At 63.1% G+C, this 19,561-nt stretch carries 23 protein-coding genes; 6 read left to right on the top strand and 17 right to left on the bottom strand.

The genetic code is table 11. The features are described 5' to 3' along the window. Positions 1-20: 20 nt before the first annotated feature. Together SynA1544_RS00565 and SynA1544_RS00560 are read left to right on the top strand one after the other, a co-directional pair. A complete protein-coding gene (locus tag SynA1544_RS00565; protein WP_186514450.1) occupies positions 21-254 on the top strand; it encodes a hercynine metabolism small protein in 234 nt (77 codons plus the stop codon). Beyond that, a complete protein-coding gene (locus SynA1544_RS00560) occupies positions 251-730 on the top strand; it encodes a hercynine metabolism protein (protein ID WP_186514449.1) in 480 nt (159 codons plus the stop codon). The genes SynA1544_RS00565 and SynA1544_RS00560 overlap by 4 nt, the downstream gene beginning before the upstream one ends. A gap of 1 nt (position 731) precedes the next feature. Here SynA1544_RS00560 and SynA1544_RS00555 read toward each other — a convergent pair whose 3' ends face one another. The 7 genes from SynA1544_RS00555 to SynA1544_RS00525 all read right to left on the bottom strand — a co-directional run bounded on the left by SynA1544_RS00555 (position 732) and on the right by SynA1544_RS00525 (position 7,061). Continuing rightward, complete coding sequence (locus tag SynA1544_RS00555; protein ID WP_006851112.1) at positions 732-995, bottom strand: hypothetical protein; 264 nt, start codon at positions 993-995, stop codon at positions 732-734. A 27-nt stretch (positions 996-1,022) separates the two neighbouring features. Further along, on the bottom strand, positions 1,023-2,531 hold the full coding sequence (gene lysS, locus SynA1544_RS00550; RefSeq protein WP_186514448.1) for a lysine--tRNA ligase: 1,509 nt from the start codon (positions 2,529-2,531) through the stop codon (positions 1,023-1,025). A 44-nt stretch (positions 2,532-2,575) separates the two neighbouring features. Continuing rightward, entirely contained in the window at positions 2,576-3,337 is a 762-nt protein-coding gene (gene rpaB / locus SynA1544_RS00545) for a response regulator transcription factor RpaB (RefSeq protein ID WP_115081463.1), read from the bottom strand. 92 nt (positions 3,338-3,429) lie between these two features. Continuing rightward, positions 3,430-4,737, bottom strand: coding sequence for a sugar ABC transporter substrate-binding protein (locus tag SynA1544_RS00540; RefSeq protein WP_186514447.1), 1,308 nt, complete (start codon positions 4,735-4,737; stop codon positions 3,430-3,432). After that, positions 4,734-5,243 carry a rod shape-determining protein MreD gene (locus SynA1544_RS00535; RefSeq protein WP_186514446.1) on the bottom strand — a complete coding sequence of 170 codons (510 nt, stop codon included), beginning with the start codon at positions 5,241-5,243 and terminating at the stop codon, positions 4,734-4,736. Before SynA1544_RS00535 ends, SynA1544_RS00540 begins: the two co-directional genes overlap by 4 nt. Before the next feature lie 14 nt (positions 5,244-5,257). Next, entirely contained in the window at positions 5,258-6,004 is a 747-nt protein-coding gene (gene mreC, locus SynA1544_RS00530) for a rod shape-determining protein MreC (RefSeq protein WP_186514445.1), read from the bottom strand. Between the two features lie 4 nt (positions 6,005-6,008). Beyond that, the gene (locus tag SynA1544_RS00525) at positions 6,009-7,061 is read right to left on the bottom strand and encodes a rod shape-determining protein (RefSeq protein WP_186515385.1); all 1,053 of its coding nucleotides are present in this window, start codon (positions 7,059-7,061) and stop codon (positions 6,009-6,011) included. Between the two features lie 142 nt (positions 7,062-7,203). Between SynA1544_RS00525 and SynA1544_RS00520 the strand changes: the two genes are divergently transcribed. After that, positions 7,204-7,581, top strand: coding sequence for a single-stranded DNA-binding protein (locus SynA1544_RS00520; RefSeq protein WP_186514444.1), 378 nt, complete (start codon positions 7,204-7,206; stop codon positions 7,579-7,581). A gap of 30 nt (positions 7,582-7,611) precedes the next feature. Here SynA1544_RS00520 and SynA1544_RS00515 read toward each other — a convergent pair whose 3' ends face one another. After that, positions 7,612-8,271, bottom strand: a complete 660-nt coding sequence (locus SynA1544_RS00515; RefSeq protein ID WP_186514443.1) for a DedA family protein — start codon at positions 8,269-8,271, stop codon at positions 7,612-7,614. Positions 8,272-8,342: 71 nt separating this feature from the next. Beyond that, positions 8,343-9,773 (bottom strand): adenosylhomocysteinase, encoded by a 1,431-nt coding sequence (gene ahcY / locus SynA1544_RS00510; protein WP_186514442.1) that lies wholly within the window; start codon positions 9,771-9,773, stop codon positions 8,343-8,345. Between the two features lie 7 nt (positions 9,774-9,780). On the opposite strand from ahcY, the gene tsaE reads away from it, so the two are divergent. Further along, positions 9,781-10,296 (top strand): tRNA (adenosine(37)-N6)-threonylcarbamoyltransferase complex ATPase subunit type 1 TsaE, encoded by a 516-nt coding sequence (gene tsaE / locus SynA1544_RS00505; RefSeq protein ID WP_186515384.1) that lies wholly within the window; start codon positions 9,781-9,783, stop codon positions 10,294-10,296. Here the strand turns inward: tsaE and SynA1544_RS00500 are convergent. Next, a complete protein-coding gene (locus SynA1544_RS00500; protein WP_186514441.1) occupies positions 10,263-11,219 on the bottom strand; it encodes a carbohydrate kinase in 957 nt (318 codons plus the stop codon). The genes tsaE and SynA1544_RS00500 overlap by 34 nt on opposite strands. Positions 11,220-11,240: 21 nt before the next feature. Further along, positions 11,241-12,368 (bottom strand): 8-oxo-dGTP diphosphatase MutT, encoded by a 1,128-nt coding sequence (mutT, locus tag SynA1544_RS00495; RefSeq protein WP_186514440.1) that lies wholly within the window; start codon positions 12,366-12,368, stop codon positions 11,241-11,243. A 150-nt stretch (positions 12,369-12,518) separates the two neighbouring features. On the opposite strand from mutT, the gene SynA1544_RS00490 reads away from it, so the two are divergent. After that, entirely contained in the window at positions 12,519-13,382 is an 864-nt protein-coding gene (locus tag SynA1544_RS00490) for an alpha/beta fold hydrolase (RefSeq protein WP_255477815.1), read from the top strand. On the opposite strand, the gene SynA1544_RS00485 is transcribed toward SynA1544_RS00490, so the two are convergent. Both SynA1544_RS00485 and mgtE read right to left on the bottom strand, forming a co-directional pair. After that, the gene (locus SynA1544_RS00485) at positions 13,367-14,374 is read right to left on the bottom strand and encodes an RpoD/SigA family RNA polymerase sigma factor (RefSeq protein WP_186514438.1); all 1,008 of its coding nucleotides are present in this window, start codon (positions 14,372-14,374) and stop codon (positions 13,367-13,369) included. The genes SynA1544_RS00490 and SynA1544_RS00485 overlap by 16 nt on opposite strands. Positions 14,375-14,428: 54 nt before the next feature. Next, entirely contained in the window at positions 14,429-15,889 is a 1,461-nt protein-coding gene (gene mgtE / locus SynA1544_RS00480; RefSeq protein ID WP_186514437.1) for a magnesium transporter, read from the bottom strand. A gap of 72 nt (positions 15,890-15,961) precedes the next feature. Here mgtE and SynA1544_RS00475 point away from each other — a divergent pair, with 72 nt between their 5' ends. Continuing rightward, entirely contained in the window at positions 15,962-16,435 is a 474-nt protein-coding gene (locus tag SynA1544_RS00475; RefSeq protein ID WP_186514436.1) for a glutathione peroxidase, read from the top strand. Here SynA1544_RS00475 and SynA1544_RS00470 read toward each other — a convergent pair. Genes SynA1544_RS00470 through gyrB form a run of 4 tightly spaced genes read right to left on the bottom strand, consistent with a single transcriptional unit; the run spans position 16,401 to position 19,455 of the window. Then, positions 16,401-16,799 carry a CrcB family protein gene (locus SynA1544_RS00470; RefSeq protein ID WP_186514435.1) on the bottom strand — a complete coding sequence of 133 codons (399 nt, stop codon included), beginning with the start codon at positions 16,797-16,799 and terminating at the stop codon, positions 16,401-16,403. The genes SynA1544_RS00475 and SynA1544_RS00470 overlap by 35 nt on opposite strands. Continuing rightward, positions 16,792-17,172: a CrcB family protein gene (locus SynA1544_RS00465; RefSeq protein ID WP_186515383.1), complete on the bottom strand. Its 381-nt coding sequence runs from the start codon at positions 17,170-17,172 to the stop codon at positions 16,792-16,794. The genes SynA1544_RS00470 and SynA1544_RS00465 overlap by 8 nt, the downstream gene beginning before the upstream one ends. Continuing rightward, positions 17,153-17,488: an SH3 domain-containing protein gene (locus tag SynA1544_RS00460; RefSeq protein WP_186514434.1), complete on the bottom strand. Its 336-nt coding sequence runs from the start codon at positions 17,486-17,488 to the stop codon at positions 17,153-17,155. The genes SynA1544_RS00465 and SynA1544_RS00460 overlap by 20 nt, the downstream gene beginning before the upstream one ends. Further along, positions 17,488-19,455: a DNA topoisomerase (ATP-hydrolyzing) subunit B gene (gene gyrB / locus SynA1544_RS00455; protein ID WP_186514433.1), complete on the bottom strand. Its 1,968-nt coding sequence runs from the start codon at positions 19,453-19,455 to the stop codon at positions 17,488-17,490. The genes SynA1544_RS00460 and gyrB overlap by 1 nt, the downstream gene beginning before the upstream one ends. Positions 19,456-19,561 lie beyond the last annotated feature (106 nt).

The raw sequence follows: 19,561 nt of genomic DNA, 5'->3' as shown, positions 1-19,561 counted from the left end.
GAGCCCAGAGCTCAGGCGGCATGAAATCAGACGAACGGCGTCAGGCCATCAAGCGGCAGCGTGAGCAGCTGATCCAAGACCTGGAGGCGATTTACATGGCGGCCTTCGATCGCCTGGGAGAGCTGGAAGGTGAAGTGGGAGAAGTGAAAGCAGCGCAACTCACCCAGATGATCCTCAACTCCAAAACGGCTGCGATCGAGCCGTTGGAGAAAGAGATCGAAAAACCGGTGATCACCACCCCAGGCGAGGCATGAGCAGCTGGCTGGAGCAGCTGGAGCGGGAGCTGGACGCACGGCTCTCCGCCTTTCTCCGCAACAACCCCGTCCAGGAGCACCTGTTCAGTGAACAGCACCAAAAGGATCGGGCTGCAGCCCTGCAACGACAACGTCAGCAACTGCAGGACGAAGCGAAGCAGCAACGCCAGCATCTGCTGAGACTGGCCGAGGACGTACGGGCCTGGCGCAGTCGGGTGGAGCGTGCCGGGGCAGCCGGCGCAGCCGATCTAGCCGGGCGCGCCGAACAACATCTCACCAGCCTGATGAACCAGGGCCGCGCCCTCTGGGCCGACCTGGAGGATCTGGGACGCCGCTTCAACGAGGTGGAGCGGCAGTTGCAGGAGCTTCAACAGCAAGAGCAAACGCCCAGCCCCTCAACATTGGAGAAGGACTGGGCGTTGTTTGAAGCGGAACAGGAGCTTGAACAACTACGCCGCGACGCTGGGCTGAGTTAGATCAGGCCTTGGGCGCGGGGGGCTCCAGGCTGACACCCTCGGGCGGAGGTGTGGGATCCGGATCGGCGATCAGCATGTGCTGCAGCACGATTTCCGGGCGCTCACTGTCGCGCCAGCGGATGCGGTACGCAGGCATTTTGGTGCCACGGCTGGTGGTCTGTTCCACCGGCTCCATTACCCATCCCCGGCGGGAACGGCCCTGGGGATTCCGCTTGACCACTGCATCAGCGTGCTTGAAGCGAAACCCGACGCGTTCTCCACTCATGGGGATAGGACCATGCCACTCCTCCCATTATTCCACTGAGGGTGGTTCTCCCTTGCGAGACTCCGGCCGCAGCAGCGGGAAGGCGATCACGTCCCGAATCGAAGGGCTGTCGGTGAGCAGCATCACCAGCCGGTCGATGCCGATCCCCAGACCTCCGGTGGGGGGCATGCCCACCTCAAGGGCCGTGACGAAATCCTCGTCCAACCCCTGGGCCTCCAAATCACCCGCCGCCTTGCGTGCCTGCTGGGCCTCCAGGCGCTGGCGTTGATCCACGGGATCGGTGAGCTCACTGAAGGCATTGGCGTGCTCACGGCCGACGATGAACAACTCAAAGCGTTCCACCAAGCCTGGCTTGCTGCGATGGGGCCGGGCCAGGGGAGAAATCTCCACCGGGTAATCGGTGACGAAGGTGGGCTGAATCAGGGTCGTCTCCACTGCTTGCTCAAAGGCTTCGTTGAGCAGACGGCCCACGGAGTCGGCCAGCTCAGGCGCATGCAGGCCCTTGGCGGTCATCGCCGAAGCCGCTTCCTCCCGACTGCTGAAGCTGTTGAAATCAAGCCCCGTGGCGTCTTGCACGAGCTCATGCATCGTGGCGCGCCGCCACGGCGGTGCCAGATCGATCTCGGTGCCCTGGTAGGTGATGGTGGTCTTGCCGCAGACCTCCTCGCACACCGCGCTGACCATCTGCTCGGTGAGCTCCATCATCCCGAGGTAATCGCTGTAGGCCTGATAGATCTCCACCGAGGTGAACTCGGGGTTGTGGCGGGTGCTGACCCCTTCATTACGGAAGATCCGGCCCAGCTCATACACGCGCTCAAAGCCGCCCACCACCAGGCGCTTCAGGTGCAACTCGGTGGCAATCCGGAGGGTGAGGGGCAGGTCGAGAGCGTTGTGGTGGGTCTCGAATGGCCGAGCATCAGCACCACCGGGTTCGCTCTGCAGCACCGGGGTCTCGATCTCGAGAAAATCACGCTGATCAAGCCAGCGGCGAATGCCGCTCACCAGGCGGGCCCGGCGCCGGAAGGTCTCACGGCTACCGGGGGACACAACCAGATCCAGATAGCGCTGGCGGTAGCGCTTCTCCACGTCAGCCAATCCATGCCACTTGTCGGGAAGGGGCTGCAGCGCCTTAGTGAGCATGCGCCAGTCGCTCACTTTCACCGACAGCTCGCCACGGTCAGTGCGACGCAGGGTGCCGCTCACCCCAAGCCAGTCGCCACTGTCCACCAGCGAGGTGATCTGTTTGAACCAGCCCTCCTGCTGGGCCTCGAGGCCCGCCTTCTCCAGAAACAGCTGAATGGAGCCCGTCTCATCCGCCAGGGTGAAAAAGGCCAGCTTTCCCATCACCCGGCGGGTCATCACCCGTCCCGCCACGGAAACGCTGACGTCCCGCTCTTCCCCCTTGGGCAGATCTGCATGGGTCTCCTGCAGCTCAGCCATGCGGTGGCTGGGACTGAAGGTGAGGGCATAGGGGCCCTGCCCCAGCTCTTCCAAGGTCTTGGCCTTGTCCAGACGGGTGTCGCGCAGCTCAGACACAGCAGCAGGTCAGTCGGGCGCCATCCTGCCCGCCCGCGGGTTGATCAACCGGCAGCGGAGGCCTCGCCCATGCGTTGGGAGGCGTAACCAATGCCGCGCACTGTCAGGATCAACTCGGGATTACGGGGATCAGGCTCCAGTTTTCCGCGCAATCGCGCCACATAGACATCCACCACGCGCAGATCAGCAGCACGGCGAGGGGGATAACCCCAGAGCTGCTCCAGTATTTCGGCCCGGGGCACCACATGGCCGGGGTCGCGGAACAGCAACTCCAGCAGGCTGAACTCCGTGTAAGTGAGGTTGATGCGCTCCGATCCACGGGTGACCTGACGTCGGTTGGTGTCCACCACCAGATCGCCCAGACGCAAAACACCCTGTCCCGTGGGCAGTTCGCGGCTTTCAACGACCGCATTGCCTCGACCCACCCGGCGGAGAATCGTGGCAATGCGTGCCTCGAGTTCTTTGGGGCTGAAGGGCTTGGGCAGGTAGTCGTCAGCTCCCAGATCCAGACCAGCCACCCGCTCGGAGATCGCTTCCACCGCGGAGAGGAAGATGATTGGCACACAGGATTCAGCCCGCAGGCGGCGGCAGACGGCAAAGCCATCCAGCTTGGGCAGCATCACATCGAGCACCACCAAGTCGGGGGACTCGTTGTGGAACATCTCCAGGGCCTGCTCACCGTCCTCAGCACAGATGACGCGATAGCCAGAGAGCTGCAGGCGCATCACCAGAACGCGCCGGACTGCAGCCTCGTCATCAACGACAAGAACAGTCGCTTTCGGTTGTGAGGGCAGGTCGCCCGTCATCCGAATCAAACCCTTAACGAGCTGCAACCTTACTGGTCAGGGCCTGGACACCGACGCAAACACCCTGGCGCGCAGCCGGTTTACCGATTGTTTTAAGAATTGCCGGTGGCCTCAGGCCAGCGCGAACGGGCGTATCGGTTCCATTCCGATGCCGCAGCTGTTAATGCCTGCTCAGGGCTGACCTGGGCCAACATCGCCCGCTGCATCTGGGTGTAGATGATCTTCTGCAGGCGCTTGATCCCCGGCAGCGCCGGCACCAACACCCGGGCCCGGTCCAACGTGCTGGCCGACAACAAACGGGCCTGGCGAATCTGACGCTCCGCGGTGGTCGCGGGCTCCTCCTGCTCCAACGCCTCACGCACCCGAGCCAAGGCCTCCAACGACGACGGCAGCACCCGGGCCTCAGCAGCGAAGCGCGCCTGTTGATCGGGATTGGTCAGAAACAGCGCCAGATCCACGGCCTCTCGGGCGCGCTGGCTCTGACGCGGCACCGCCAACGTCATCAAAGCCACATTGGCTCTGCCATCCGCACCGGTCACCGGGGGATGGGGCTCCGTCACCGCGGCCACCCCGGGCGCATTGGTCTGAATGCTGCGCAGGAATTCCGCCCCCGTAGCCGCCAGGGCCAGATCACCGCTTTGAAACAACTCGATCGCCCGGCGCTGCCCCTGACTCACCACCTCCCGGGGCAACAGCCCCTCCCGGTAGAGATCACTCCAGAAACGAAAGGCCCGGAGCCCAGCGGGGCTGTCGAAGGCGGCCCTGCGTTGAGAGTCCAGAAGGGTCACCCCCATCTGCACCAGAGTTTCCAAGAGCTCGGCCGAGTCGTCCGGAACAGTGGTGAGGAAAAGGCCGTAACGGCCTGTTCGCTCGCGGATGCGACAGGCGAAGGCTGGCACCTGATCCCAGCGGCTGGGCGGCGCTGCAATACCGGCTTGATCCAACAGTGCGCGGTTCACCAGACTCAGCCGCACCGTGAGGTACCAGGGCAAAGCGATCTGCCCGGCATCGGGATCGCGGCAGGCCTGCCACACGGATGGCAAGTAGCGGCCAGCAGCATCGGCCGGCAGCAGCGGGGTCAAGTCGGCCAGTCCCCCCTTGCTGGCCAGATTGGCTGCAAAAGGCGGATTGAGGTTCACCACATCCGGGGCCGTGCGCGCAAACACCGCCGCCAGCAACTTGCGTTCCACGGACCCCCAGGGCAGATCCGTCCAGCGCACAGGCGCATCGGGATGGAGGCGGCTCCAGGCCCCCAGAACATCGGCGAAATAGGGGTTGAACTTGGGGGCCAACTGCAGGGTCCACAACTCCAAGGCCCTGGTCTGCGGGGTCCTCAGGCCGCAGGCCGCCAGCCCCAGCGCCGCGGACCCCAGCAGCAGATCCCGACGGGTCAGCCTCATGAAGGAACCCTCCTTCGCCAGAGCAGCAACTGCAACGACACCAACACCGGCGCCAGCAAACCCGTCACCAGGGCCTGGCACCAGAGGGTCTGCAGACCCCAGCTCTGGGTGAGGGGATCCAACACTCCGCCTTGACGCCACCAGAGCTGAAGGATCAATGACAAACCAAGACCCACGGACCCGAGCCAGGCCAACAAGCCGAGATTCAGGCTGCGTTGGATCGGTGCTGCACGCCGCCCCAACCGTCCCCACCACCAGCCCAGCAGCAACAGCGCCGGCACCTGACTGACACCACCCAGATTGAGACCATCCAGCACCAACCCCAACGCCACACCCGACAGCGCCCCCGACACCGGACCATCCACGAGAGCCCAGGGCAACAGCCAGAGCACAGCCCAGGCGGGACCAACCCCATCGATGGCCAACCAAGGCGGCGATGCCAAGGCCAGAAAGGGCACCAACAATGCCGAGGCCACACAAATCGGTTGTCGGTGCAGACGCGTCATGTCAATGGTTCATCTCAACGGGTCTGCACTTGCACCCAGTCGATCGCCTCCGGTGCTGCGATCAACTGCACCACCGCGACCGGTGCAGGCACAGCCTGTTCATCCACCGACTGGATCACCCCCACCGGCACGTTGGGGGGCAACAGGGTGCTGGCCGGGGACGTGGCCACAAGATCCCCGGGCCGCACGTCGGGGTCCTTATCGATGAAGCGGAGCGACAGACGGCTGCTGCCGCGGCCCACCAGCAATCCATGGCGGCGGCTGCGGGGCAGCCAGACGCCGATCGCATGGCCCGGGGCAGTGAGCAACTTCACCCGCGCCGTGGCGGGGGTGACACTGTCGATGCGGCCCACCAAACCGCCGGGGCCAAGAACCGCATCGCTCCGACCGATGCCCTGCAGCGAGCCCTTGCCCAGTTGCAATTGTTGCCACCACCCTCGGGGGGAGCGGGAGATCACGGCAGCCGAAACGTTTCCTTGCGCTGATCCTTGTTGATGCAACTCCAGCAGAGCGCGCAAGCGACGGTTGTCGTCTTCCAGCAACTGCAGACGAGAGAGATCCTCCAAATTCGTGGCAGCCATGACCCATTCCCGCTGGGCAGACCCAGGCCAGAACGGACGGCTGAGCAGGGCATAGGCATCGGTGAAACCAGCACCCTTGCTCAGACGCACCATCAGAAGCCCGGCCACAAGCAGCAGCCAGGGGGTGAGTTGCCCCAATCCACGCCAGCGGCTCTTGCCGGGACGGAGCGTTGGGGCCATGGCTTCAGGCGCCTGCGGCGGAGCGGACGAATTCCGGGGTATCCACCACCCGCTGCAGACGCTTCCAGTCCTCCAGTACCTGGCCGCAGCCGTTCACAACACAGAGAAGAGGGTCCTCGGCGATGTGGACAAAGATGCCGGTCTCGTGACTGATCAGGTCGCTGATGCCCCGCACCAACGCACCACCTCCAGCCAGCATGATGCCGCGATCCACAATGTCGGCCGCCAACTCAGGCGGTGTGCGCTCCAGAGTTCGCTTCACCGCTTCGACAATCACATTGAGCGGTTCGGCGATGGCTTCCCGGAGATCACCAGCCTTGAGATTGATGGTGCGCGGCAAACCAGAGAGCAGGTGCAGACCCCGCACATCCATGGACTGCTGATCGAACTCGTCGTCGGGGAAGGCGGAGCCGATGCGGATCTTGATTTCCTCAGCCGTGCGCTCACCCACCACCATGTTGTGCACCTTTTTGAGGTAGACGCTGATGGAGTCGCTGATCTCATCGCCGGCAACGCGGACGGACTCACTCAGCACCGTTCCGCCCAGGCTCAATACCGCCACCTCAGTGGTGCCGCCGCCGATATCAACAATCAACGTTCCAACGGGCTCGGTGACCGGAAGTCCCGCGCCGATGGCAGCTGCCACCGGCTCATCAATCAGATGCACCTCACGGGCCCCAGCCATGCCCGCCTCACGAACGGCGCGGCGCTCCACACCGGTGACACCACTGGGGATGCCCACCACAAGCCGAGGGGCAATGATGCCGCGGCCCTCATTGCCTTTGGTGATGAAGGTTTTGAGCATCTGCTCAGCGGCATCAAAATCGGCAATCACCCCATCGCGCAACGGGCGGACAGCCCGGATGTTTCCAGGGGTGCGGCCAAGCATCAACTTGGCTTCATCACCCACAGCCATGGTGGTTCCAAGCTCAAGATCAAGAGCCACCACGGAGGGCGCCTGCAGCACGATGCCCCGACCGGAAACGTAGATCAGGGTGTTGGCAGTGCCCAGGTCGATGCCGATGTCGCGCGACAGCTGGAAACGACGAAAGAACACAGACACCGCAGTCGAGACCGCCGGATCATAGGGGCGTTCTCAGCGGTTGCCTGTTACACCCAGCGGCTTGGGTGGAACTCCTTAAAAGCAGTCACCCAACCGGTGCCGCATCATGAATCCAAATTCAGGAGATGAATTGTCTATGGGCGTTAATTCCGTCACCCTCGTCGGCCGTGCCGGCCGCGATCCCGAAGTGCGTTACTTCGAATCCGGCAGCATGGTGGCCAACCTCACCATGGCGGTGAACCGTCGCAGCCGCGACGATGAACCCGACTGGTTCAACCTCGAGATCTGGGGCAAGCAGGCCCAGGTTGCTGCGGATTACGTGAAGAAGGGCTCCCTGCTCGGGATCATCGGCAGCTTCAAGCTGGACCGCTGGACCGACCGTACCAGCGGCGAAGAGCGCAGCAAACCCGTGGTCCGCGTGGATCGGCTCGAACTGCTTGGATCCAAACGGGACAACCAGGAGGCCGCCGGCAGCTTTGGCGGCCAGGTCTCCGATGAGGACATCCCCTTCTGAGCCTCCTTCTCAGCCCCCCCGCGCCGGTGCTCAGTCGGACGACTGACGCCGGCGCCAGATGCGCAGACCCAACCAGATTGCGCCCGCCAGCAGCGATACCACCAGCAACACCTTGACGGCCTTGGAGACCGGGTCAATCCACAGCTCAACGTTGCTGTATCCCTCTCCGAGAACCATCCCAGCCACGGTGAGCAGGGCCGTCCAGATCAGGCTTCCGGCGGTGGTCCAGACCAGAAACGGCGCCATCGGCATCATTTCAATGCCCGCTGGGACCGAGATCAACGTGCGAATGCCAGGCACCAGTCGCCCCCAGAACACAAGTGCGGTGCCATAGCGGCTGAACCAGCGGCGGCTGCGGGCCAACTCATCGGCACTGATGCCGATCCAGCGACCGTGGCGTTGCAACCAGGCTTCGATCCGTTCCTCGTTGATCAAGCGACCGATCCCATACCAGGGCAGGGCACCAAGCACCGTGCCCAGCAAACCCGCCAGCACAACGGGCACCAGATCCAGTTGACCCTGCTGCACATAGAAGCCCCCGAGGGGCATGATCAGCTCGGACGGAATCGGCGGGAACAGATTCTCGAGAAACATCGCCGCGAAAATTGCGGTGTAACCCAGCCACTGGTTGGCCTCCACCGCCTGGCCGATCAACTCCGGCAGCTGTGTGATCAGATCAGAAAGCCCCATGGAGACTGCGCTTGATGGCGCAAGTCTTCCATGGGGCCGTGAGAATCAGATTCCGATCCGCAGGATCGTGATCAGTAGCGGTAGTGGTCGGGCTTGTAGGGGCCTTCCACGGGCACGTTGATGTAATCGGCCTGATCTTTGCTGAGCTCAGTGAGCTTGGCGCCGATGCGACCCAGGTGAAGGCGTGCCACCATCTCGTCGAGGTGCTTGGGCAGCACGTACACCTCTTTGGCGTACTCGTCGCCCTTGGTGAACAGCTCGATCTGGGCCAACACCTGGTTGGTGAAGGAGTTGCTCATCACGAAGCTGGGGTGACCGGTGGCGCAGCCCAGGTTCACCAGGCGGCCTTCCGCCAGCAGAATGATCCGGTTGCCGCTGGGCAGGGTGATGTGGTCGACCTGGGGCTTGATGTTCTCCCACTCGTAGGCCTTGAGGGAGGCGACATCGATCTCGTTGTCGAAGTGGCCGATGTTGCAGACGATGGCCTCGTCCTTCATCTTCACCAGGTGCTCGTTGCGGATCACCTGGTAGTTGCCGGTGGCGGTGACGAAGATGTCCATGTCTTCGACCACGTCTTCGAGGCGAACCACGCGGTAACCCTCCATGGCGGCCTGCAGGGCGCAGATCGGATCCACTTCTGCAATGCAGACGGTGGCACCCAGACCACGCAGGGACTGGGCCGAACCCTTGCCCACATCGCCGTAGCCGATCACCAGGGCCTGCTTGCCCGCCACCATCACGTCGGTGGCGCGCTTGATGCTGTCCACGAGTGACTCACGACAGCCATAGAGGTTGTCGAACTTGCTCTTGGTGACCGAGTCGTTGACGTTGATGGCGGGGAAGGGCAGTTCACCGCTCTTCTGCATCTTGTACAGACGTGCCACCCCTGTGGTGGTCTCCTCGGTGACGCCCTGGATCTGGGCCTTGGTGCGGGAATAGAAGCTGGGGTCCTGGGCCAGCTTCTTCTTGATCGACGCGAACAGGAAGGTCTCTTCTTCGTTGCCGGGGTTGTCGAGAACCGTGATGTCCTGCTCAGCCTTGCTGCCCAGCATCACCAGACCGGTGGCATCGCCACCATCGTCCAGGATCATGTTGGGAGAACCACCATCACCCCACTCGAGGATGCGGTGGGTGTAGTCCCAGTACTCCTCGAGGGTCTCGCCTTTGACGGCGAACACGGGGATGCCCTGGGCGGCAATGGCCGCAGCGGCGTGATCCTGGGTGGAAAAGATGTTGCAGGAGGCCCAACGCACTTCAGCCCCAAGCTCGACCAGGGTCTCGATCAGAACCGCGGTCTGGATCGTCATGTGCAGGGAGCCAGCGATGCGGGCGCCCTTGAGGGGCTTCTCGCTGCCGTACTTATGGCGCAGTGCCATCAGACCGGGCATCTCGGTCTCGGCAATGTCGAGCTCCTTACGGCCGAAATCGGCCTGATTGATGTCGGCGATGACGCAATCAACGCCGAGCTTCAGCTCAGCCGGGGACGTGGGCGCTGCCACCATGGATCTAATGCTCCCTAAAGCAATCGTGGAGTTGAATCTCTGCAGAGACGCCGAGGCTTCGGGCTCGCCAGAACCGGACTCTACAGGGCATGTCTGGTCCCTTGAGACCCTTGAGACGACCCGCGCCCTGGGCCGATTGCTGGCGCGCGAGCTTCCGACGGGAGCAATCCTGCTGTTGAGCGGCCCCCTGGGGGCCGGCAAAACATCGCTGGTGCAGGGCCTGGCCGAAGGCCTAGGGATCAGCGAAGCGATCACCAGCCCCACCTTCGCGTTGGCGCAGCACTACCCCCAGGGGGAGCCGCAACTGGTGCACCTTGATCTCTATCGCTTGGAGCAACCGGCCTCCGCCGATGAACTGTTTCTTCAGGAGGAGGAGGAAGCACAAGCCACCGGAGCGTTGATGGCCGTGGAGTGGCCGGAACGGCTGGGGCTCGATCTGGCCGAGGCCTGGCACCTGGAGCTTCGCCACCAAGACAAAGGGCGACTGGCTCAGCTCACCTCACCCAGGAAGGCCTCCACCTGAGCCTGCGTGGGCTGGGGATCAATGCCACCGGCCCCGCCGCAGACCAGAGCACCACAGGCAGCTGCGAAGCGAATGCGCTCCTGGGGGGCAGCAGCCCAGCGGTGCAACAGCCCGGCCGTGAAGGCATCGCCGGCTCCGGTGGTGTCGACGACGGAGGGGGGCCGAAAGGCGGCCTGCTGACCTGAGTCAGCCCCCAATTGCCAGCGCACCGGGGCCGCTCCATCAGTCACCACCACATCGGGTCGCTGGGGCAAGGCCTGCTGGATCACGCCAGGATCGTCGGTGTTGAACAACCAAACCGCTTCCTCCCGCGCCAACTTGATCAAGGCCGCCTGAGCCAAGAGCGGTTGAATCGCCACCTTCGCCGCTGCGGACGGTCCCGCCTCGGGATCAGCGGTGACATCCCAGAACGTGGGACGCCAGTTCACATCGAGGGCAATCGCCGTGCCCTGGCTCCTGGCCTGGCGCACGGCCGACAGCAGGGCCGAGGCCGACATGGGTGCCGCCAGCGGCAGCGTGCCGATCAACAACCATCGGGCCTGGGGTAAGGCAACCGGCTCCAGAGCCTGGTCCGCGAAACCCGCCCCTGCATCCCCGGCAAAGCCCTGAAACTGCCGTTCCCCATCCCGCGCACGGCGCACCAGCACGATCCGGCTGGGACGCTCGCCATCCCGCTGCAGCAGTGCAGTCTCCACTCCACGCTCGCCAAACAGACACACAAACGCCTCACCAATGGCGTCCTGCCCCACGCGACCGGCAAAGGCCACAGATGTGCCCAGGCGGGCCAGTCCACAGGCCACATTGGCCGGTGCACCCCCCAGACGATCATCCACCGCTCGATCCACGGCCGGATCACCTCCGGGGGGACCAAGCCGATCGATCAGGGCTTCACCGAGACAGACGACAACGGGATCAAGCGCCATCTGACCGCTTCAGGACCTTGCCTAAGGGTGGGCAGAACTCGCCAACCTGCCAAGCAACGCCGCAATGATCTTGGTGTTGGCTGCTGGAAAGGGGTAATTCGCCAGGTCCTCCGGGCGCACCCAACGCACCTGCTGACTGGCGAGGGGCTGCGGTTCCCCTGAGACCCAGGAGCAGAGATGCACCACAAAGCGCAGCTTCTTGTGGCTGTAGGCGTGATCCACCGTGATCAACTCCTCGCCCACTGTCACCGCGATGCCGAGTTCCTCCTTCAGCTCACGCACGATGCAGGTTTCGATCGTTTCGCCCAGCTCCTGCTTGCCACCGGGGAACTCCCACATGCCCCCCAGCAGGCCTTCCTCCAGCCGCTGGTCGATCAACACCTCCCCCGCCGCGTTGAGCACGACACCCACACCGATCACCTGGAAGGGCAAGGACTTGGGGGCGTCGGTCACGGGCCAGCGGCGGGGGTCGCCGGCAGCGTAAGCAGCGCAGTGGGATTGCCAGGGGCAGCAGGGGCAGTCCGGCTGGCGGGGGGTGCAAAGCGTGGCCCCCAGATCCATCAAGGCCTGGTTGGTGTCACGAGGCCGCAGCGGATCAAGCAGGGCCTCGCTCCAGGTCCAGAAGAGGGCGTCGTCGCGGGCTGGCGGGCGTGGATGGGCCATCAAGCGCGCCAGCACCCGTTTGACGTTTCCATCCAGGATCGGCAACGGGATATTGAAGGCACTGGAAAGGATGCTGCCGGCGGTGGTGCGGCCAATGCCCGGCAAGGCCATCCAACCCTCCAAGCTGTGCGGCCACGGGTGGCCCACCAGCAGCTGCGCTGCCTCATGCAGCCGACGCGCCCGCGAGTAATACCCCAGGCCCTGCCACTGCAACCGCACCTCATCCAGAGACGCCGCGGCCAGGGCCTCTACAGTGGGAAACGTTGCCATCCAGCGCGTCCAGTAGGGGAGCGCCACGGCCAACTGGGTCTGCTGCAGCATCACCTCAGCAATCCAGATGCCGTATGGATCGAGCTGATCATCCGGCGCTGGAGGCACACCACCAGACAACAGCTTCCACGGGAGTCCGCCGCGGCCATGGCGCTCCCACCAAACCAGCAAGGCTGTCGATAGAAGAGCAGCTTTGGCCTCGGTCAACGCATCCATTGGTTCGCGATTGGTGTCAGAACAGGACCCGTGCAACGACCGTCCATCCAAGTGCTTCGCTCGCCAGGATGCACTGGCGCAGCAAGTCAAGGCGTGAGCCCGAGCAACAACCTCTGGAGCTGGAACGAGCGATCAATCGGTTGGAACCTGATGGGCGACCCCAATGCCGAAGAGGCCGTGTTGCTGATTCATGGTTTCGGGGCCAACACCAACCACTGGCGCTTCAACCAACCGGTGCTGGCCGAACTGATGCCCACCTACGCCATCGATCTGCTCGGCTTCGGGCGCAGCGATCAGCCCCAGGCCCGCTTGAAGGATGAGTCCGTTTCAGCGGATGCCGTTCATTACGGCTTTGATCTGTGGGGCCAACAGGTGGCTGACTTCTGCCGCCAAGTCATCGATCGCCCGGTGCGATTGGTGGGCAACTCGATCGGCGGGGTCGTTGCCCTGCGAGCCGCACAACTCCTGGGCGAGCGCTGCCGTGGCGTGGTGCTGATCGACTGCGCCCAGCGCTTGATGGACGACAAGCAACTGGCCACACAACCGGCTTGGATGGCCTGGATCAGGCCACTGCTGAAAACGATGGTGCGGCAGCGCTGGCTCAGCACTGCGCTGTTCCGCAATGCCGCACGGCCCGGCGTGATCCGCAGCGTGTTGAAGCAGGCCTATCCCAGTGGCGCCAACATCGACGACGACCTGGTGGATCTGTTGTTCCAACCAACCCAACGCAACGGTGCCGCCGAGGCTTTCCGCGGATTCATCAACCTGTTCGACGATCATCTCGCCCCACAGTTGATGGAAGAGCTAAGCCTTCCAGTTGATCTGATCTGGGGCGAACGTGATCCATGGGAGCCAATTGCTGAAGCCGAGCGCTGGGCCCAGACCCTGAACTGCGTTCAATCCCTCTCAGTGATTCGCAAGGCAGGCCACTGCCCCCACGACGAAGCACCGGATCAAGTCAATCCGGTGCTGCAAAGGCTGATCAACAAAAAATTAATTCAGCAGGCGACGTAAGCCTCCACTTGATCACTCACCCGACGCAGACCGGCCAAACCATCACGCTCGAGGTTGCGAACACGGTCGCGACTCATGCCCAGAATTCGGCCGATGCCCGTGAGGCTCATCGGGTCTTCCCCATCCATGCCGTAACGCATCCGTAGCACCTGCTCCTGCAGGTGGGGCAGCTGCCCCAGGAGGCTGCGCAGATCGCCCTTCAAGCAATCCTCTTCCACCTGATCACTGGGCAGATCGGCATCGCCGGAAAGCAACTCCAGCAGTTCGGTGTCGTCACCATCACCAACCTTCATTTCAAGGCTGACGGGCTGACGGGCACGGCACATCAGATCTTTGACGTCGTCTTCAGGCAGCTCAACGAATTCAGCCAACTCGGTGACGGTGGGTGTTCGTCCCAGTTCCTGGCTCAGCTCCCGCTGACCCTTCTTGAGCTTGTTCAACATCTCGGTGATGTGGATCGGCAACCGGATCGTGCGGCTCTTTTCGGCGATGGCCCGGGTGATGCCCTGACGAATCCACCAATAGGCATAAGTGGAGAATTTGTAGCCACGGGTGGGATCGAACTTCTCCACACCACGCACCAGGCCAATGGTGCCCTCCTGGATCAGATCCAGGAGCTCCATGTTCCGCTTGGTGTACTTCTTGGCCACACTCACCACCAGCCGGAGGTTGGCGGCGACCATGCGTTCCTTGGCGCGCCGTCCATGCTGCAACTTGCGCTTGAGCTGCATGGACGACAGCCCTGACGCCTTGGCCAGCGCATCGCGGCTGGGCTTCTCTCCAGCCTTGCTCTCGAGCTCAGACTCGAGCGCCTCCAAATCCATCAGGTCCTGCACCTGGCGACCCAGGGTGATTTCCTGCTCGTGGGTCAGCAGCGGCACCCGGCCGATGTCACGCAGATAGGAGCGAACCAGATCAACGTCTGCCGTGACGGCTCTTGCCGCCTTTGCAGCGGCTTTGGGCTTGGAAGCAGCGGTCGCAGCCGGAGCCATGGGGTGCTTCTTTGAGTTATGTGAAGCGTACTCCTAAGAAACGTAAACAGACTCTCAGGAAACACCCAAAACAAAGAAATGGGTAGAAATACCTGTGGCCTGAACCAGCTGCGGCAGGTGGACCAGCAGCCATCCCGCCGTCTTCAGGTAAATCAGCGTGCCGGCCACGTCGGTGCAGGTGGTGATGAAGGGCGTGGACATCAAGGCCGGATCCAGTCCCATGCGGTCAAATAACAGCGGGAATGCGGCACCGGCCGTGGCCGCCAGGGTGGTGATCGCCAGCAGGCTCATCCCCACCGAGAGGCCCACCAAGGCGCTTTCCCCGCGCCACCAGGCGAAGGGAACCACCAGCAGCATCATCAACACCCCCAGCAAGGCACCCGCCATCGCTTCACGGCCAATCGCCCGCAGGGGTCCAAGGCTGGAGATGCTCTGGGTGCTCAAACCACGGATCACCACCGTGGAGCTCTGGGCCCCCACGTTGCCGCCAGTGCCACCAAGCAAGGGGATGAACGCCGCCAGCAACACCACCTGCTGCAGCACGTCCTCATTGGCGGCAATCACTTCTGAGGTGAAGAAGCTGGCCAACACCAGCACCGCCAACCACACCACCCGGCGCCGGGCAACGGTGAACAGGTTGCTGCTGAAGTAATCATCGTCGTCGCCGGCCTGCACGGCGCCAGCGGCATAGAGATCACGGGTGGCCTCCTGCTCGATCACATCGATCACGTCATCCACCGTGACGATGCCCACGAGACGTTGTTCCAGATCCACCACGGGAACGGCAAGGAAGTCGTAGCGCTGAATCGTGCGCGCCACCTTTTCCTGATCGGTGTCGGTGCTGACGCTGAGCACCTCCTCCGTCATCACATCGCCGATGCGGGCCTGAAGGTCTGCCGTGACCAGATCCCGCAGCGAGAGGATGCCGGTGAGGCGACGCTCCGCATCGGTGACGTAGAGGGAATAAATCGTCTCGGTGTCCCGCGCTCGGCGCCGCACGATTTCCAGCGCCAATGCTGCCGTCTGGTTCTCCTTGAGGGCGATGTACTCGGTCGTCATCAAGCGACCGGCCGTCTCTGAGCGGTAACCGAGCAATTCGGCAGTCACCTTGCGCTCATCCGGGCTCAGCTCACTGAGCAACTGCCTCACCACCTTGGCCGGCAGCTCCTCAAACAAACGAGCGCGGTCATCCGGCGACATCTCTTCCATCACCTCCCGCATCTCCCCGGAACGCAGCAGGCTCAACAGGCTCTGCTGGGTAGCAGCGTCGAGGTACTCATAGACGCTGATGGCCTCGTCTTTGCTGAGCAGTCGAAAGGCAATCGCCTGAAGATTGGCCGGCAAATTGCCGATCGCTTCGGCGATGTCCACCGGTTGCACCGGCTCCAGCAGCAGTTTCACAGCGTCGTAATTGCCCGCCTGGAGCATCGCGGCGAGCTCATGGGACACCGCCTCCGCCAGCAACTCAGGCTCCATGCTCACGCCAGCACTGCTCAGCCCCGATGCCTCCGTCATGCCTCTCCGGCCGGGAGCCCAGTGTATGGCCGTTACAGCCGGTTAACCTCTGCGCTTCATTCCCGTTCCACCATGGCGATCAGCGTCAGTGCCGTCTCCGTCACTACCCCAGACGGCAGCAGCAAATCCCTGGGCGACTACGCCGGCAAGGTGCTGCTGATCGTGAACGTGGCCAGCCGCTGTGGCTTCACGAAGCAGTACGCCGGCCTGCAGGCCCTGAACGAGGCCTACGCCGCAAAAGGCCTGGCGGTGCTGGGCTTCCCCTGCAACGACTTCGGCGCCCAGGAGCCCGGCAGCCTGGAGGAGATCAAGAGCTTCTGCTCCACCACATATGGCGCCGACTTCGAACTGTTCGAGAAGGTGCACGCCAAAGGAAGCACCACCGAGCCTTACACCACCCTCAACCAGATGGATCCCGCCGGTGATGTGGAGTGGAACTTCGAGAAGTTCCTGGTGGGCAAGGACGGCACGGTGATCGCCCGCTTCAAGAGCGGCGTCACCCCCGAAGACCTCAAGTCGGCGATTGAGGCGGCGCTGGCGGCTTGAGCCGTCGCCCCAGGCTGAATCCCAGGGCTGCGGCACCCAGCCCCAGCCCAAGGGTCAGCCCAATCAAACCCAATGCGGCGGCCCAATCACCGGAACTCAGGTGCTTCATGGCCGCCAGCATCCAACTGCTGAAGGTGGTGAGCGAGCCGCAGAAGCCAATCCCCAGCAGCAATTGTCGCCGTGGGGCAGCCGGGAGCCCGGCCAACAAGCCCAAGAGGGCAGCCCCCAGAACATTCACCAGCAGGTTCTGGTCCCCCAGATGCAGGGCCAATTGCCAGCGCAGCAAGGCTCCGGGCACAGCGCCCATGCCAACAAACAGCAACTCCTGCAGTTCCAGTTGCAGGCTTGGTTTGGTCTCAGGCATGGGTCCCCAGTCCATAACCCACTGCCGAGGCCAGCAAGCCTGCCCCGATTGAGGCCAGCGCCAGCACCACAGCAGTGAGCATCTGGCCAGACCGCAACTCATTCAGCAGCTCCACGGCGAAGGTGGAGAAGGTGCTGAGGCTGCCGAAGAAGCCCACCCCGATCAACAAGGCAATGCCGGTGCTGGAGGCACAGGTTTCATTGAGGGCCAGCACCAGGCCCAGGGCGAAACAGGCCACCACATTCACGATGAAGGTGCCCCAGTGCTTCTTCGGCACCATGGGCTGAAAGTGGTTCACCACCTTCAAGCGCAGCCAGGCACCGGGGATGGCCCCGAGCCCAACCAGCAGAGCCTCAGACGCGGAGCCAGCCACGGCGTTGATCTCCTGAGAGGGTTTGAACATGCAACCAGTCCTGACCGTCAGCGGTGGACCAACGCCGCAACAAGCGAAGGGATGAACCCGCCTTGAGGGTGCTCAACCGAGGCGCCACGGCCAACGGGCTGAGGCGCAGAGGTTGATCGGAACTGGTGTGCAGAGGCCCGGAGGCCGCGCGTCGACGGGGTTGCGGTTGACGCCGGTCGGCACCACCGGCTGGCAGGGCAGCTGGAGCCATCAACGCCACCCCCAGCAGCCAACTCCAACGAAGGACACTGCTGGTCGAAACAGTCCCTGTTCGATCAGCCGTCATCAAATATCGAGGGCTGCCATGTCCAGCTCGGCGCTGTGGGTTTCGATGAATTCACGGCGGGGAGCCACCTTGTCGCCCATCAGGATCGTGAAGATGCGATCAGCCTCGAGGGCGTCTTCGATCTCCACCCGCTTCATCGTGCGGGTGGTGGGATCCATGGTGGTTTCCCAGAGCTGCTTGGGCATCATTTCGCCAAGACCCTTGAAGCGCTGGATCGTGTAATTGGCCTTCTCGCCGAAGCCCTCCAGGGTCTTCTGTAGATCGCCCTCGTTGTAGCAATAGGTGTGGTTCTTGCCGCGCTCAACTTTGTAGAGGGGCGGGCAGGCGATGTAGATGTAGCCGCCCTCCACCAACTCCTTCTGGTAGCGGTAGAAGAAGGTGAGCAGCAGGGTGCGGATGTGGGCGCCATCCACGTCGGCGTCGGTCATGATCACGACCCGGTGGTAACGGAGGTTCTTCACGTCAAAATCCTCACCCTTGATCCCCAGGCCCAAGGCAGTGATCAGCGCCTGGATCTCCGTGTTCTTGTAGATCTTGGCGTCGTCGGTCTTCTCGATGTTGAGGATCTTGCCCCGCAGCGGCAGGATTGCCTGGAAACGACGGTCCCGGCCCTGCTTGGCAGAGCCACCAGCGGAGTCGCCCTCCACGATGTAGATCTCGGATTCGCCGGGGTCGCGGGAGCTGCAGTCGGCCAGTTTTCCGGGAAGCGTTGAACTCTCCAGCACGCTCTTGCGCCGGACCAGTTCGCGGGCCCGGCGGGCGGCTTCAGCGGCATTAAACGCCTGAATCGCCTTCTCCAGGATGAGGCCGATCACCGAGGGATTGAACTCGAGGAACTGGCTCAGGGCTTCACCTACCAGGTTGTCGACAATGCCGCGCACCTCGGTGTTGCCGAGCTTGGTCTTGGTTTGACCCTCAAATTCCGGCTCCGGCACCTTCACCGAAAGCACCGCCGTCAGGCCTTCGCGAATGTTCTCCCCGGCCAGGTTGGAGTCGGATTCCTTGCGTTTGCCCAGCTTCTTGGCGAAGGCATTGAGGGTGCGGGTCAGCACCGTCTTCAAACCTTCGATATGGGTGCCGCCATCCACGGTGCGGATGTTGTTGGCGAAGCCAAGGATGCTGTCGGAATAGGCATCGGAGCACCACTGCAGGGCAGCCTCCACCTGAACGCCATCCTTCTCCGAATTCACATAAATGATGTCGGGATGAAGGGCGTCCTTCTCCTTGTTCATATAGGCGACGTATTCCTTGATGCCGCCTTCGTAGAAGTAGGTCTCCTCATGGGGGTTGCCCTCCTCATCCCGGGCCGACTCCCGCTCATCACGGAAGACGATCCGCACACCGCCGTTGAGATAAGCCAGTTCCCGCAGCCGGGCCGAGAGAGTGGCGTAATCGAAAACGATGCCGCCGGTGAAAATCTCCAGGTCGGGTTTGAAACAGACGGTGGTTCCTGTTTCGCCGGACTCCGCCGCAGGCTGCGACTCCGACGCCAATGCCCCGATCGCAGCGCCGCGCTCAAAGCGCTGGCGATGAATCTGGCCCTGACGGCGCACCGTCACCTGCACCCATTCACTCAGGGCGTTCACCACCGACACGCCGACGCCGTGCAGACCGCCGGACACCTTGTAACCACCAGCGCCGAATTTGCCGCCGGCGTGCAAGACGGTGAGCACCGTCTCGAGGGCACTCTTGCCGGTGCGGGGGTGCACATCGGTGGGAATGCCACGGCCGTTGTCGCTCACCGAAGCGGAGCCGTCTTCACCCAGAACCACAACGATGCGGTCGCAATGACCCGCCAGGGCTTCATCAACCGAGTTATCAACGACTTCGTACACCAGGTGGTGCAAGCCCCGCGGCCCGGTGGAGCCGATGTACATGCCCGGGCGCTTGCGAACGGGTTCAAGCCCCTCCAGCACCTGAATCTGCTCAGCGCCGTAGGCGTTCTGGACCTTGGAAGCGTCGCTCATTCAGAAAGTCTCAAGCCAGGAAACCGGGTCATGGGCGGGCGCAACGGCTCTAAACCTCGACCTGACAATGTCAATCTACCACCGGCTGTCTATAGAGGCTTGCAGA

Origin of the sequence: Synechococcus sp. A15-44 (assembly GCF_014280115.1) — a bacterium.
Lineage (GTDB): Bacteria > Cyanobacteriota > Cyanobacteriia > PCC-6307 > Cyanobiaceae > Parasynechococcus.
The sequence above is the reverse complement of the archived record's forward strand: the minus strand, read 5'-3'. Positions and strand labels throughout refer to the sequence as shown.